Genomic DNA, 15,255 nt, shown 5'->3' on the forward strand with positions numbered 1-15,255 from the left:
GGCGCCAGAATGGCTGAAACCTCCGTCCGCAATTTCAACATCAACTTTGGACCTCAACACCCTGCGGCGCATGGTGTATTGAGGTTGGTCCTTGAGCTCGACGGCGAAGTCGTCGATCGCGTCGATCCGCATATCGGCCTGCTGCATCGCGGCACGGAGAAGCTGATCGAGGCCAAGACCTATCTGCAGGCGGTGCCTTATCTCGACCGGCTCGACTATTGCGCGCCGATGAACCAGGAACATGCCTTCGCGCTTGCCGCCGAGCGCCTGCTCGGCATCGAGGTGCCGAGGCGCGGCCAACTGATCCGCGTGCTCTATTGCGAGATCGGCCGCATCATGTCGCACATCCTCAATGTGACGACGCAGGCGATGGACGTCGGTGCGCTGACGCCGCCGCTGTGGGGCTTCGTCGAGCGCGAAAAGCTGATGGTGTTCTATGAGCGGGCTTCAGGTTCGCGCATGCATGCGGCCTACTTCCGGCCTGGCGGCGTCCACCAGGACCTGCCGCGGCAGCTGGTCGAGGACATCGGCAAATGGATCGACCCGTTCCTGAAATCGCTCGACGATCTCGACAAGCTGCTCACCGGCAACCGCATCTTCAAGCAGCGCAATGTCGATATCGGCATCGTTTCGCTGGCCGATGCCTGGGCCTGGGGCTTTTCGGGCGTCATGGTGCGCGGCTCGGGCTCGCCGTGGGATCTGCGCAAGTCGCAGCCCTATGAATGCTATTCCGAGATGGATTTCGACATCCCGATCGGCAAGAATGGCGACTGCTTCGACCGTTATCTCGTGCGTATGGAAGAAATGCGCCAGTCGGCGCGGATCATGCGCCAGTGCGTCGATCTTCTGCTCGGCAAGGAAAGCACCGGTCCGGTGTCGAACCTCGACGGCAAGGTGGTGCCGCCCAAGCGCCAGGCGATGAAGCGTTCGATGGAAGCGCTGATCCACCACTTCAAGCTCTACACCGAGGGCTATCGCGTGCCGGCCGGCGAGGTCTATGCGGCCGTCGAGGCGCCGAAGGGCGAGTTCGGCGTCTATCTCGTCTCCGACGGCACCAACAAGCCGTACCGCTGCAAGCTGCGCGCCCCCGGTTTCGCGCATCTGCAAGCCATGGATTTCCTGTGCCGCGGCCACATGCTGGCCGACGTCACCGCCGTTCTTGGCTCCCTCGACATCGTGTTTGGTGAGGTCGATCGCTAAATGTCAGTCCGCCGTCTCGCAGAAGCCAGCGTCCAGCCAGCGTCCTTCGCCTTCAACAAGGCGAATGCGGCGGCGGCCAAGCAGTGGATCAAGAAATATCCGAAGGGGCGCGAACAGTCGGCGATCATCCCGCTTCTGATGATAGCGCAGGAGCAGGAAGGCTGGGTCACCAAGGCGGCGATCGAGACGATCTCGGACATGCTCGGCATGCCCCGTATCCGCGGGCTCGAGGTCGCGACCTTCTACACGCAGTACCAGCTCAATCCGGTCGGTACCCGCGCGCATATCCAGGTCTGCGGCACCACGCCGTGCATGCTGCGCGGTTCGGAAGCGCTGATGGATGTGTGCCGCTCGAAAATCCATCACGACCAGTTCCACACCAACGACAAGGGCACCTTGTCGTGGGAGGAGGTCGAGTGCCTCGGCGCCTGCGTCAACGCACCGATGGTCATGGTGTTCAAGGATACGTTCGAGGATCTGACGCCTGAACGGTTGGCCGAAATCATCGATCTCTATGATGCCGGCAAGGGCGCCTCGGTGGCGCCGGGACCGCAGAACGGCCGCACCGGCTCGGAGCCGGCCTCCGGTTTGACGACGCTCAAAAGCGAAAAGGCGATCCTCAAATCGACCCGCGACCGTGAAGCCCGGGAAGCAGCCAAGGCCGCCAAGGCAGCGCCCGGCGCGATCATCGCGGCGCCGGTGCCGGCACCGGCTGGCGCTCCTGTCGCGCCGTCCAATGCCAGCAAGCCGAAAACCGATGCGCCTGAGACCAGCCCGGCGCTGAAGACGCCGTCAAAGGCCAAGGTGGCGCCGGCGGCGGAAAAGGCAGCGAGCGTTTCGGCGCCGCTGCATTCGGCGGCCAACGCGAATACGGCAGCGCCTGAGGTCGAGAAGGTTGCCAAGCAGCGCAATGGGCCGACGGCCAAGGCCGAACCGGCTTCGGCCTTCAAGGCGCCGGAAGCCAAGGTGCCAGCCGCGAAGCCGGCAAAACCGTCGCTCGAGGACAAGAATCGTCCGGCCGGTATCGACAGGCCGGCCGCGGTCGACGATCTCAAGCTGATCTCCGGCGTCGGCCCGAAGATCGAGGGCATCCTGCATACGCTTGGCATCTTCACCTTCGCGCAAGTCGCGTCGTGGAAGAAGGCCGAGCGCGAATGGATCGATGGCTATCTCTCCTTCCAGGGCCGCATCGACCGCGACAACTGGGTTGCCCAAGCCAAGGCGCTCGCCAAGGGCGGCGTTGCCGAATACATCCGCGTTTTCGGCAAGAAGCCGGTCTGAGGGACGAAAAATGCTTCAGGACAAAGACCGCATCTTCACCAACATCTACGGCCTCTTCGACAAGTCGCTGGCCGGCGCCATGGCGCGCGGCGCCTGGGACAACACGCCTGGCATCGTCGCCAAGGGGCGTGAGTGGATCGTCAACGAGATGAAGGCGTCGGGCCTGCGCGGCCGTGGTGGCGCCGGCTTCCCGACGGGCCTCAAATGGTCGTTCATGCCCAAGCAGAGCGACGGCCGGCCGAGCTATCTCGTCATCAACGCCGACGAATCCGAGCCCGGCACCTGCAAGGACCGCGACATCCTGCGCAACGATCCGCACACGCTGGTCGAGGGCGCGTTTCTGGCCGGCTTCGCCATGGGCGCGATTGCCGCCTATATCTATGTGCGCGGCGAATTCATCCGCGAGCGCGAGGCGCTGCAGCGGGCGATCGAAGAGGCCTACGAGGCCAAGCTGATCGGCAAGAACAACACGTCGGGCTACGATTTCGAAATCTACATGCATCACGGCGCCGGCGCCTATATCTGCGGCGAGGAAACCGCGCTGCTGGAAAGCCTCGAAGGCAAGAAGGGCCAGCCCCGGCTGAAGCCGCCATTCCCGGCCAATGTCGGCCTCTATGGCTGCCCGACCACGGTCAACAATGTCGAATCGATCGCGGTGGCGCCGACCATCCTGCGCCGGGGGGCCGCGTGGTTCTCGTCCTTCGGCCGGCCCAACAATGTCGGCACCAAGCTGTTCTGTGTCTCCGGCCACGTCAACAATCCGTGCACCGTCGAAGAGGCGATGTCGATCCCGTTCCGCGAGCTGATCGAGACGCATTGCGGCGGCATCCGCGGCGGCTGGGACAATCTGCTTGCGGTCATTCCGGGCGGCGCCTCGGTGCCGCTGGTGCCGGCCGAGCAGATCATCGACACGCCGATGGATTTCGACGCGCTGCGCGACCTCAAATCCGGCCTCGGCACCGCGGCCGTCATCGTCATGGACAAGTCGACCGATGTCGTGAAGGCGATCGCGCGGCTTTCCTACTTCTACAAGCACGAGAGCTGCGGCCAGTGCACGCCATGCCGCGAGGGCACAGGCTGGATGTGGCGGGTGATGGAGCGGCTGGTGCGCGGCGAGGCGCAGAAGCGCGAGATCGACATGCTGCTCGACGTCACCAAGCAGGTCGAGGGCCACACGATCTGTGCGCTGGGCGATGCCGCGGCCTGGCCGATCCAGGGCCTGATGCGGCATTTCCGTGGCGAGGTGGAGCGGCGCATCGACGAGTTTTCGCGCAACGCGCACCGGGCCGAACCGGTGATGGTGGCGGCGGAATAAAAAGAAACTTTTGAACTCGGGAAGAAAACGGGGCGGGGCGGACGAAGAAACGACCAGGAGAACTCTATGGCGCCGTATTCGACACCCTACTCATTGATGCCCAATTTGGAACAGATCGAGAAGATGAACCAGGACCTGACCGGGATGATGCCGAAGGAGATGGCCAGCGCCGTCAACCTTTTCGCGCATCCTGTCGCGGGTGCGGTGGCGATGTCGGCGCTTGGCATGGGGCTCGCCAATCATGCCTTCGGCGTCTGGATGGGAGCGCTTTCGGGAGCCGCCGAGGCGTCACATCGGCTCATGCAGCCGTTGATCGAGGATTTCGAGGCACGCGTCGAGCAATTCGAGGGCGCGAATTCGTCGTCCGCCAGGGCGCGGGCGACGGCGAAGACCATGATTGCCGAGGCGCAGTCCTTCGCCCAGGAGGTCACCGATATCGCAGCCAGGGAAGCCGCTGTCATCGTGCCGACCGCGAATGCCGCTCCGGCAGCGGGTGAGGCCTCCGATGTGCTGCTGCCGGAAGATTTCAGGCAGCCCAAGGCCATGGAGAAGCCGGCGAAACCGTCCGACCTCAAGGCGATATCGGGCGTCGGTCCGAAGCTGGAAAAGGTGCTGAACGGCCTGGGTATCTGGACCTACGCCCAGATCGCCGCATGGTCGCCGCAGGAGATCGCCTGGGTCGACGATTATCTCTCGTTCAACGGCCGTATCGGCCGTGACGACTGGACTGCCCAGGCCGCGGCGTTGGCCGCCAAGAAGTAAACGAAATGTCGGGCGCTGCTCCTGCCGCGCCCGGGAAATGAGATTGCGGGAAATCCGCAGGGGTTTGAGACGAATGGCAAAGCTCAAGGTCGACGGGAAAGAAATCACTGTACCCGACCACTACACGCTGCTGCAGGCGGCGGAAGACGCGGGCGCGGAAGTGCCGCGCTTCTGCTTCCACGAGCGGCTGTCGATCGCCGGCAACTGCCGCATGTGCCTGATCGAGGTGAAGGGTGGGCCGCCCAAGCCGCAGGCCTCCTGCGCCATGGGCGTGCGCGACCTGCGCCCCGGCCCCAACGGCGAGCCGCCGGAAATCTTCACCAACACGCCGATGGTCAAGAAGGCCCGGGAAGGCGTGATGGAATTCCTGCTGATCAACCACCCGCTGGATTGCCCGATCTGCGATCAGGGCGGCGAGTGCGACCTGCAGGACCAGGCGATGGCTTTCGGCGTCGATTCCTCGCGCTATCACGAGAACAAGCGCGCGGTCGAAGACAAGTATATCGGCCCGCTGGTCAAGACGGTGATGAACCGCTGCATCCACTGCACGCGCTGCGTCCGCTTCACCACCGAGGTTGCCGGTATTTCCGAACTCGGCCTGATCGGCCGTGGCGAGGATGCCGAGATCACCACCTATCTCGAACAGGCAATGACCTCGGAGCTGCAGGGCAATGTCATCGATCTCTGCCCGGTCGGCGCGCTGACCTCCAAGCCCTTCGCCTTCCAGGCGCGGCCGTGGGAGCTGACCAAGACCGAATCCATCGACGTCATGGACGCCGTCGGCTCGGCGATCCGCGTCGATAGCCGTGGCCGGGAAGTGATGCGCATCCTGCCGCGCGTCAACGAGGCCGTGAACGAGGAATGGATTTCCGACAAGACCCGCTTCATCTGGGACGGCCTGCGCACGCAGCGCCTCGACCGCCCCTATGTGCGCAAGGACGGCAAGCTGGTTCCGGCGAGCTGGGCCGAAGCGTTCGCATCTATCAAGGACGCGGTGTCGAAGACGACGCCTGAGAAGATCGGCGCGATCGCAGGCGATCTCGCGGCGGTCGAGGAAATCTTTGCGTTGAAGCTCCTGATGGCTTCGCTCGGTTCGAAGAACACCGATTGCCGCCAGGACGGCGCCGCGCTCGATCCGGCGCTCGGACGCGCCAGCTATATCTTCAACCCGACCATCGAAGGCATCGAGCAGGCCGACGCGGTGCTGATCATCGGAGCCAATCCGCGCTTCGAGGCCTCTGTGCTCAATGCCCGCATCCGCAAGCGCTGGCGCCTCGGCAATCTGCCGGTCGGCGTCATCGGCGATGTCGGCGACACGCGCTATGACTACGAACAACTGGGCGCCGGGCCGGACTCGCTCAAGGATCTGGCGGACGGCAACGGCAAGTTCTTCCAGACGCTGAAGAAGGCGACGCATCCCCTGATCATCGTCGGCCAGGGCGCGCTGGCGCGCGCCGACGGTGCGGCCGTGCTCGGCCAGGCGGCCAGGCTCGCCGCTGCCGTGAATGCTGCTCGCGCCGACTGGAACGGCTTTGCCGTGCTGCACAATGCGGCGGCACGCGTCGGCGGCCTCGACCTCGGCTTCGTGCCGGGCGAAGGCGGCAAGAACGTTGCCGGCATGCTGGGCGAGACGGATGTGCTGTTCCTGCTCGGTGCCGACGAGATCGACATGAGCAAGACCGGCGGCGCCTTTGTCGTCTATGTCGGCACGCATGGCGACGCCGGCGCGCACCGCGCCAACGTCATCCTGCCGGGGGCGGCCTATACTGAAAAGTCGGGCACGTACGTCAACACCGAGGGGCGGGTGCAGCAGACAAACCGCGCCGGCTTCGCACCGGGCGATGCGCGCGAGGATTGGGCGATATTGCGGGCGCTGTCCGACGTGCTGGGCAAGAAACTGCCGTTCGACTCGCTGCCGCAACTGCGTGCCAAGCTCTATGGCGAATACCCGCATCTGGCGCGCATCGACCAGGTCGCAGCCGGCAACGCCGAGGATATCGCCAGCGTGGCGAAGCTCGGCGGGCGGCTGAACAAGGGCACCTTCACCTCGCCGGTCAAGGATTTCTATCTGACCAACCCGATCGCGCGGGCATCGGCCGTGATGGCGGAATGCTCGGCACTGGCCAAGAGCGGCTTCAAGCAGGCGGCGGAATAAGCATGGACACCTTCTTCTCCTTCTACGTGCTGCCGGCGCTGCTGATCCTTCTGAAGTCGGTCGTGCTGATCGTCGTGCTGCTGATCTTCGTCGCCTATATCCTCTACGCCGACCGCAAGATCTGGGCGGCCGTGCAGCTTCGCCGGGGCCCGAACGTCGTCGGCCCCTGGGGCACGCTGCAGGCCTTCGCCGACCTGTTGAAGTTTGTCTTCAAGGAACCGGTCATCCCGTCCGGCGCCAACAAGGGCGTCTTCCTGCTGGCGCCGCTGGTCTCGGCCGTGCTGGCGATCTCGGCCTGGGCGGTCATTCCGGTCAGCCAAGGCTGGGCGATCGCCAACGTCAATGTCGGCATCCTGTATGTCTTCGCCATCTCCTCGCTGGAGGTTTATGGCGTGATCATGGGCGGCTGGGCGTCCAACTCGAAATATCCGTTCCTCGGCGCGCTGCGTTCGGCCGCGCAGATGGTATCCTATGAAGTCTCGATCGGCTTCGTCATCGTCACCGTGCTGCTCACCGCCGGCTCGCTCAACCTCAGCGATATCGTGCTGTCGCAGCATGACGGAATTGGCACACGGCTCGGCCTGCCCAACACGTTCCTCGACTGGAACTGGCTGGCCCTGTTCCCGATGTTCATCATCTTCTTCATCTCGGCGCTGGCCGAGACGAACCGGCCACCCTTCGATCTGGTCGAAGCCGAATCGGAACTGGTCGCCGGCCACATGGTCGAATATTCGTCGACGCCGTTCTTGCTGTTCTTCCTCGGCGAGTATGTCGCGATCGTCTTGATGTGCGCGCTGGCCACCATCCTGTTCCTCGGCGGCTGGCTGCCGCCCTTCGACTTCGCGCCCTTCACCTGGGTGCCCGGCGTCATCTGGTTCGTGCTGAAGGTCTGCTTCGTGTTCTTCGGCATTTCGATGGTGAAGGCCTTCGTGCCGCGCTACCGCTACGACCAGCTGATGCGGCTGGGCTGGAAAGTGTTCCTGCCGATCTCGCTGTTCATGGTCGTCGCCACCGCGGCCTTCCTCAAGATCACGGGGTTTGCGTGATGTCCGCTTTGTCCCAGGCCGCAAAATCGCTGCTGCTGCAGGATTTCGTCAGCGCTTTCTTCCTGTCGATGCGCCAGTTCTTCGCGCCGAAGGAGACGATCAACTATCCGCACGAGAAGGGGCCGGTCAGCCCGCGCTTCCGGGGCGAGCACGCGCTGCGCCGCTATCCCAATGGCGAGGAGCGCTGCATCGCCTGTAAATTGTGCGAGGCGATCTGCCCGGCGCAGGCCATCACCATCGAAGCCGGCCCGCGCCGCAATGACGGCACGCGCCGCACGGTGCGTTACGACATCGACATGGTGAAGTGCATCTATTGCGGCTTCTGTCAGGAAGCCTGCCCGGTCGACGCCATCGTCGAGGGGCCGAATTTCGAGTTCGCGACTGAGACGCGCGAGGAACTCTACTACGACAAGGACAGGCTGCTGGCGAATGGCGACCGGTGGGAGCGCGAACTGGCGCGCAACATCTCGCTGGACTCGCCCTATCGCTGAGATTTGACGCATGGACGGGGCGAAGGGCCTCGTCTAGAGGATGATCCCGAAAAGTTGCAGACTTTTCGGACAAGATCATCCTCCGGAAGACAAAAGTGTCGCATGTTTCTTTCGATCGGGTATTTCAACCCGATCGGAACATGCGATAGGACAACGCGGCTTCGGTACGACGAAGCCAGAGACAACGAACAGGGCGAGTGTCCTGTTTGGACAGGAACCCGGGGGATCCCCAATGCTGAGTGGACTAGAGGCGGCCTTTTTCTACCTCTTCGCCTTTGTCGCGGTGGCATCGGCGTTCATGGTCATTTCGTCGCGCAACCCCGTGCATTCGGTGCTGTTCCTGATCCTGACCTTCTTCAACGCCGCCGGCCTGTTCATGCTGACCGGCGCCGAGTTCCTGGCGATGATCCTGCTCGTCGTCTATGTCGGCGCGGTCATGGTGCTGTTCCTGTTCGTCGTCATGATGCTCGACGTCGACTTCGCCGAGATGAAGGAGGGAGCCCTGCAATACGCGCCGATCGGTGCGCTGGTCGGGCTGATCCTGGCGGCGGAGCTGATCGTCGTGCTGGGCGGCTACACATTCGCCCCGAAGCTCGCCGCGACGGTCGCAAAGCCCATCCCGGATCTCGCCGCGCGCTCGAACACGGCAGCGCTCGGCGACATCCTCTATACCGACTACCTCTACTACTTCCAGATTTCGGGCCTCATCCTGCTGGTTGCCATGATCGGCGCCATCGTCCTGACGCTGCGGCACAAGGAAGGGGTCAAGCGGCAGTCGATCGCCGCCCAGGTCGGCCGCACCGCGGCGACCGGCATGGAAATCCGCAAGGTCAAGTCGGGCGAAGGAGTCTGAGATGGTCGTCGGCATCGCACATTATCTGACCGTATCGGCTGTTCTGTTCACGCTCGGCGTGTTCGGCATCTTCCTCAACCGCCGCAACATCATCGTCATCCTGATGTCGGTCGAATTGATCCTGCTCGCGGTCAACATCAACTTCGTCGCCTTCTCGGCGGCGCTCGGCGATCTGGTCGGCCAGGTGTTCGCGCTGTTCGTGCTGACGGTCGCGGCGGCTGAAGCCGCCATCGGACTTGCCATTCTCGTCGTCTTCTTCCGCAACCGTGGCTCGATCGCGGTCGAAGACGTGAACACCATGAAGGGTTGACGGGGCGACTATGTATCAAGCGATCGTCTTCCTTCCACTGCTCGGCTTCCTGATCGTCGGCCTGTTCGGCAACGCGCTCGGTGCCAAGGCATCCGAATACATCACCTCCGGCTTCCTGGTGATCGCGGCCGTGCTGTCATGGGTCGCCTTCTTCAGCGTCGGTTTCGGCCATGGCGAGGTGTTCACCGTGCCGGTGCTGCACTGGATCCAGTCCGGCGGGCTGGACGTCTCCTGGGCGCTGCGGATCGACACGCTGACGGTGGTGATGCTGGTGGTGGTCAACACCGTGTCGGCGCTGGTTCACATCTATTCGATCGGCTACATGCACCACGATCCGAACCGGCCGCGCTTCTTCGCCTATCTGTCGCTGTTCACTTTCGCCATGCTGATGCTGGTGACGGCAGACAACCTCGTGCAGATGTTCTTCGGCTGGGAAGGGGTGGGCCTCGCGTCCTACCTGCTGATCGGCTTCTGGTACAAGAAGCCATCGGCCAATGCCGCGGCAATAAAGGCCTTCGTCGTAAACCGTGTCGGCGATTTCGGTTTCGCGCTCGGCATTTTCGGCGTCTTCGTGCTGTTCGGCTCGGCCAATCTCGGCACCATCTTCGCTAATGCGGCGACGTTCATTCCTGCTGAAGGCGCGCCACAGGGTGCCGCCGCGCTCACCTTCCTCGGCCATGCGCTCGACAAACAGGCGGCGATGACCGTCGTCTGCCTGCTCTTGTTCATGGGCGCCATGGGCAAGTCGGCGCAGGTGCCGCTGCACACCTGGCTCCCCGACGCCATGGAAGGCCCGACCCCGGTGTCGGCACTCATCCATGCCGCCACCATGGTGACGGCCGGCGTGTTCATGCTGGCGCGGCTGTCGCCGCTGTTCGAGCTGTCGCATTCGGCGCTGACGGTGGTGACCTTCATCGGCGCCTTCACCGCATTCTTCGCCGCGACCGTCGGTCTCGTCCAGAACGACATCAAGCGCGTCATTGCCTATTCGACCTGCTCTCAGCTCGGCTACATGTTCGTGGCGCTCGGCGTCGGCGCCTATGGCGCTGCGATCTTCCACCTGTTCACGCATGCCTTCTTCAAGGCGCTGCTGTTCCTTGGCTCGGGCTCGGTTATCCATGCCGTCTCCGACGAGCAGGACATGCGCAAGATGGGCGGCTTGAGGAAGCTGATCCCGACCACCTACTGGATGATGGTGATCGGCACACTGGCGCTGACCGGCGTCGGCATTCCGGTGACCGTCATCGGTACCGCCGGCTTCTTCTCCAAGGACGCCATCATCGAGACGGCCTTTGCCGGCCACAATTCGGTTGCGGGCCTGGCCTTCGTGCTGTTGGTGATCGCCGCCGGCTTCACCTCCTTCTATTCCTGGCGGCTGATCTTCATGACCTTCCATGGCGAGCCGCGGGCGAGCCACGATGTGATGCATCACGTCCATGAATCGCCGCCGGTGATGCTGGTGCCGCTGTTCATCCTGGCGGCCGGCGCTTTGTTTGCAGGCATCATCTTCCACGGCGCCTTCATCGGCGAGGGCTATGCCGAATTCTGGAAGGCGTCACTGTTCACCCTGGCGGACAACCATATCCTGCACGAAATCCACGAATTGCCGCTGTGGGTCGAGCTGTCGCCCTTCATCGCCATGCTGATCGGCCTGGCATTGGCCTGGAAGTTCTACATCCGCTCGCCGGAAATGCCGGTCGATCTCGCCGCGCGGCATCGCGGGCTCTACGCCTTCCTGCTCAACAAGTGGTACTTCGACGAACTCTACGACTTCCTGTTCGTGCGGCCGGCCAAGCGCCTCGGTTCCTTCCTGTGGAAGACCGGCGACGGGACCATCATCGATGGCCTGGGGCCCGACGGCGTTTCGGCGCGCGTCGTCGACGTCACCAACCGCGTCGTCAAGCTGCAGACCGGCTACCTCTACCACTATGCCTTCGCCATGCTGATCGGCGTTGCCGCACTCGTCACCTGGATGATGCTCTGATGACCGCCTGGCCAATCCTCTCGCTGGTCACCTTCCTGCCGTTGGTTGGTGTGCTGCTGATCCTGTTCATCAATGATGACAGCGAAAACGCACGCCGCAACATCCGCGCCATCGCGCTGTTGACCACGACATTCACGTTCATCATCTCGCTGTTTATCTGGACCGGCTTCGACAATTCGCAGGCCGGCTTCCAGTTCGTTGAGAAGGTGGCCTGGCTCGACTCCGGCATTTCCTACCATATGGGCGTCGACGGCATTTCCATGCTGTTCGTCATCCTGACGACCTTCCTGATGCCGCTTTGCATCCTGGCGTCGTGGGAAGCGATCGAGAAGCGCGTCAAGGCGTACATGATCGCCTTCCTGCTGCTGGAAACGCTGATGATCGGCGTGTTCTGCGCGCTGGACATCGTGCTGTTCTACGTCTTCTTCGAGGCCGGCCTTATCCCGATGTTCATCATCATCGGTGTGTGGGGCGGCAAGCGGCGCGTCTACGCCTCCTTCAAGTTCTTCCTCTATACGCTTGCCGGCTCGGTGCTGATGCTGCTCGCCATCATGGCGATGTTCTATCAGTCCGGCACGACCGACATCCCGACGCTCTTGACGCACAGCTTCCCGGCCAACATGCAGACCTGGCTATGGCTTGCCTTCTTCGCCTCCTTCGCGGTGAAGATGCCGATGTGGCCGGTGCACACCTGGCTGCCGGACGCACACGTCGAGGCGCCGACGGCCGGTTCGGTCATCCTGGCCGCCATTCTCTTGAAAATGGGCGGGTACGGCTTCCTGCGCTTCTCCTTGCCGATGTTCCCGCTGGCATCTGAAATGTTCGCGCCGCTGGTGTTCACGCTGTCAGTCGTCGCCATCATCTACACCTCGCTGGTGGCGCTGATGCAAGAGGACATGAAGAAGCTGATCGCCTATTCGTCGGTCGCCCATATGGGCTTCGTCACCATGGGCATCTTCGCCATGAACCAGGAGGGCGTGCAGGGCGCGATCTTCCAGATGCTGAGCCACGGCCTGGTCTCGGGCGCGCTGTTCCTCTGCGTCGGCGTCATTTATGACCGCATGCACACGCGCGAGATCGCCGCCTATGGCGGCCTCGTCAACAACATGCCGAAATACGCCACCGTGTTCATGGTCTTCACCATGGCCAATGTCGGCTTGCCGGGCACGTCAGGCTTCGTCGGCGAGTTCCTGACCATGCTCGGCGTGTTCCGGGTCAACACCTGGGTGGCGTTCTTCGCCGCCACCGGCGTCATCTTGTCGGCCGCCTATGCGCTCTGGCTCTATCGCCGGGTGATCTTCGGCGCGCTGACCAAGGACAGCCTGAAGGGGCTGCTCGACCTGTCGACCCGCGAGAAGGCGATCATCTATCCGCTGGTCGTGCTGGTCATCTTCTTCGGCGTCTATCCCGCACCCGTCTTCGACGCGACGGCCCAGTCGGTCAAGTCGCTCGTCACCAATGTCACCGCATCCATCGGCGCCGCGCAGACCGCGGCGGCGAACTGACCCAGGGGTTTTGCGAACCATGACGCCGGACCTTCTCTCCAGCCTGTCGCTCTCGACGCCCGAGCTGATCCTTGCCATCGGCGCGCTCGCGCTGCTGATGGTTGGGGCCTATTCGCGTTCCAACACCGCCAGTACGGTGACCGGCCTTGCCGTGGCCGTGCTGGTGATCGCGGGCGCCTGGCTGATCTTCCACGCAGGGCAGGGCAGCGCCTATGGCCACGCCTTCATCCAGGACTCCTTCGCCCGCTTCATGAAGGTGCTTGCCCTGGTCGGTTCGGCGGTGACGCTCATCATGTCGATGCGCTTTGCCAAGGCGGAGCGTTTCGACAAGTTCGAATATCCGGTGCTGATCCTGCTTTGCACGCTCGGCATGATGCTGATGATCTCGGCCAACGGCATGATCGGGCTCTATCTCGGCCTCGAACTGCAGTCGCTGGCGATCTATGTGCTGGCGGCGATCAACCGCGACAATCTGCGTTCGACCGAAGCCGGCTTGAAATATTTCGTCCTCGGCGCGCTGTCTTCGGGCATGCTGCTCTACGGCATCAGCCTGGTCTACGGTTACACCGGCAACACCGGTTTCCAGGAGATCGCGACCGCGCTGGGCGGCGGCGAACGTCAGCTTGGCCTCGTCTTCGGCCTCGTCTTCGTACTGGCCGGACTTGCCTTCAAGATATCGGCGGTGCCGTTCCACATGTGGACGCCGGACGTCTATGAGGGCGCGCCGACCCCGGTGACGGCTTTCCTGGCGGCGGCCCCCAAGATGGCGGCGATGGCGCTGATCGTGCGCGTCACCATGGGCGCGTTCAAGCCGATCGCTTCCGACTGGCAGCAGATCATCGTCTTCATCTCGATCGCCTCGATGGCGCTTGGCGCCTTCGCAGCGATCGGCCAGACCAACATCAAGCGGCTGATGGCCTACTCCTCGATCGGCCATATGGGCTACGCGCTGGTCGGCCTTGCCGCCAACAGCCAGGCCGGCGTGCGCGGCGTCGCGATCTATATGCTGATCTACCTGGTGATGACGCTCGGCACCTTCGCCTTCATCCTCGCCATGCGGCGCAAGGAAGGCAATGTCGAACAGATCAGCGATCTCGCCGGCCTGGCGTCGACCAACCCGGTCATGGCGACGATCCTGACCATCCTGATGTTCTCGCTGGCCGGCATTCCGCCGCTCGCCGGCTTCTGGGGAAAGTGGTACGTCTTCCTCGCCGCCATCAACGCCAATCTCTATGCGCTGGCGATCATCGGCGTGCTGGCCTCGGTGGTGGGCGCCTACTATTATCTGCGCATCATCAAGATCATGTGGTTCGACGAGCCGGTCGGCGGCTTCGTGCCGATGGCCAGCGAATTGCGTGTCGTGCTCGGCGTCAGTGGCGCCTTCGTGCTGTTCTATGTGTTGATCGGCGGGCCGATCGGCACCTATGCCGAAGCCGCCGCCAAGACATTTTTCTGACGGGATGGCATTTCGGCTGGCTCCAACCTCGGCGTCGGAAGGGTTCCGGCTCGAGGCGCATGACAGTGTCGGCTCGACCAACGCGCTGGCGCTGGACCATGCCCGCGCCGGCGACCCGGGCAAGCTCTGGGTCGTTTCCAAGAAACAGGAAAGCGGGCGTGGCCGGCGTGGCCGTGCCTGGGCAACGCCGGAAGGCAATCTGGCGGCGACGCTGCTTGTCATCACCGGCGGTGAACTGCGCCTTGCCGCGACGCTCGGTTTCGTCGCCGGGCTGGCACTGGCCGACGCGCTCGACGCGGCGGTCCCGAAGGGCCGCATTTCGGTAGGCCTCGACGGCGCGAGCCAGGGACAGAACCGCTTCGAGCTGAAATGGCCGAACGATGTGCTGGCGTCCGGGGCCAAGCTGGCCGGCATCCTGCTGGAGTCGGCGATGCTCGACGGTGGCCGCTTCGCGGTGGCGGTCGGCATCGGCGTCAATGTGGTGGCGCACCCGCAGGACTTGCCCTATCCCGCGACATCGCTTCATGAATTGGGCGCTGCCTGCGATGCCGAGACGCTTTTTCTGGCGCTGTCGGATGCCTGGAGCGAGAATGCCCGCCTTTGGGACGAAGGACGAGGCCTTGCCGCGATCAGAAAGCGCTGGCTGGCCCGTGCCGCGGGCCTTGGCGGCGAGGTTGCTGTCAGAATTGACGGTAATGTGGTGCGTGGCGTGTTCGAGACCATTGACGAGGACTGCCGTTTCGTGATCCGCGACGATGAGGGGGCTGTTCTGACGGTCGCCGCCGGCGATGTTCATTTCGGTGCGGTCGCTTCCGCGCGGGTTTAGTTTTGTTTTTTGGGCAATTCCGGACTGAAAACCGTTAGACACCTTTGCCGGAATTGCTTTAACGGCTTGGC

At 63.4% G+C, this 15,255-nt stretch carries 13 protein-coding genes; all 13 read left to right on the forward strand.

From position 1 onward, the window contains the following. Positions 1–9: 9 nt before the first annotated feature. The 13 genes from EN861_RS26575 to EN861_RS26635 all read left to right on the forward strand — a co-directional run bounded on the left by EN861_RS26575 (position 10) and on the right by EN861_RS26635 (position 15,184). Entirely contained in the window at positions 10–1,200 is a 1,191-nt protein-coding gene (locus EN861_RS26575; RefSeq protein ID WP_127871586.1) for an NADH-quinone oxidoreductase subunit D, read from the forward strand. Further along, positions 1,201–2,481, forward strand: a complete 1,281-nt coding sequence (locus EN861_RS26580; protein ID WP_135866575.1) for an NADH-quinone oxidoreductase subunit E — start codon at positions 1,201–1,203, stop codon at positions 2,479–2,481. It abuts the gene before it with no gap. Between the two features lie 10 nt (positions 2,482–2,491). After that, entirely contained in the window at positions 2,492–3,796 is a 1,305-nt protein-coding gene (nuoF, locus tag EN861_RS26585; RefSeq protein WP_015317342.1) for an NADH-quinone oxidoreductase subunit NuoF, read from the forward strand. Between the two features lie 66 nt (positions 3,797–3,862). After that, entirely contained in the window at positions 3,863–4,558 is a 696-nt protein-coding gene (locus EN861_RS26590; RefSeq protein WP_135866578.1) for an NADH-ubiquinone dehydrogenase, read from the forward strand. A gap of 73 nt (positions 4,559–4,631) precedes the next feature. Next, a complete protein-coding gene (gene nuoG / locus EN861_RS26595) occupies positions 4,632–6,713 on the forward strand; it encodes an NADH-quinone oxidoreductase subunit NuoG (protein ID WP_135866580.1) in 2,082 nt (693 codons plus the stop codon). A 2-nt stretch (positions 6,714–6,715) separates the two neighbouring features. Continuing rightward, positions 6,716–7,759 carry an NADH-quinone oxidoreductase subunit NuoH gene (nuoH, locus tag EN861_RS26600; protein WP_135866582.1) on the forward strand — a complete coding sequence of 348 codons (1,044 nt, stop codon included), beginning with the start codon at positions 6,716–6,718 and terminating at the stop codon, positions 7,757–7,759. Continuing rightward, positions 7,759–8,250, forward strand: coding sequence for an NADH-quinone oxidoreductase subunit NuoI (nuoI, locus tag EN861_RS26605; RefSeq protein ID WP_023763316.1), 492 nt, complete (start codon positions 7,759–7,761; stop codon positions 8,248–8,250). The genes nuoH and nuoI overlap by 1 nt, the downstream gene beginning before the upstream one ends. Positions 8,251–8,482: 232 nt before the next feature. Beyond that, on the forward strand, positions 8,483–9,103 hold the full coding sequence (locus EN861_RS26610; protein WP_127276502.1) for an NADH-quinone oxidoreductase subunit J: 621 nt from the start codon (positions 8,483–8,485) through the stop codon (positions 9,101–9,103). Position 9,104: 1 nt separating this feature from the next. Beyond that, positions 9,105–9,413, forward strand: coding sequence for an NADH-quinone oxidoreductase subunit NuoK (nuoK, locus tag EN861_RS26615; protein ID WP_127276500.1), 309 nt, complete (start codon positions 9,105–9,107; stop codon positions 9,411–9,413). Between the two features lie 10 nt (positions 9,414–9,423). After that, entirely contained in the window at positions 9,424–11,397 is a 1,974-nt protein-coding gene (gene nuoL / locus EN861_RS26620) for an NADH-quinone oxidoreductase subunit L (RefSeq protein ID WP_135866584.1), read from the forward strand. Then, positions 11,397–12,902, forward strand: coding sequence for an NADH-quinone oxidoreductase subunit M (locus EN861_RS26625; RefSeq protein WP_127276496.1), 1,506 nt, complete (start codon positions 11,397–11,399; stop codon positions 12,900–12,902). Before nuoL ends, EN861_RS26625 begins: the two co-directional genes overlap by 1 nt. 19 nt (positions 12,903–12,921) lie before the next feature. Further along, positions 12,922–14,358 (forward strand): NADH-quinone oxidoreductase subunit NuoN, encoded by a 1,437-nt coding sequence (gene nuoN / locus EN861_RS26630; protein ID WP_135866586.1) that lies wholly within the window; start codon positions 12,922–12,924, stop codon positions 14,356–14,358. 4 nt (positions 14,359–14,362) lie between these two features. Continuing rightward, positions 14,363–15,184 carry a biotin--[acetyl-CoA-carboxylase] ligase gene (locus tag EN861_RS26635; RefSeq protein WP_135866588.1) on the forward strand — a complete coding sequence of 274 codons (822 nt, stop codon included), beginning with the start codon at positions 14,363–14,365 and terminating at the stop codon, positions 15,182–15,184. Positions 15,185–15,255 lie beyond the last annotated feature (71 nt).

This window comes from Mesorhizobium sp. M8A.F.Ca.ET.218.01.1.1 (assembly GCF_004791165.1).
GTDB lineage: Bacteria > Pseudomonadota > Alphaproteobacteria > Rhizobiales > Rhizobiaceae > Mesorhizobium.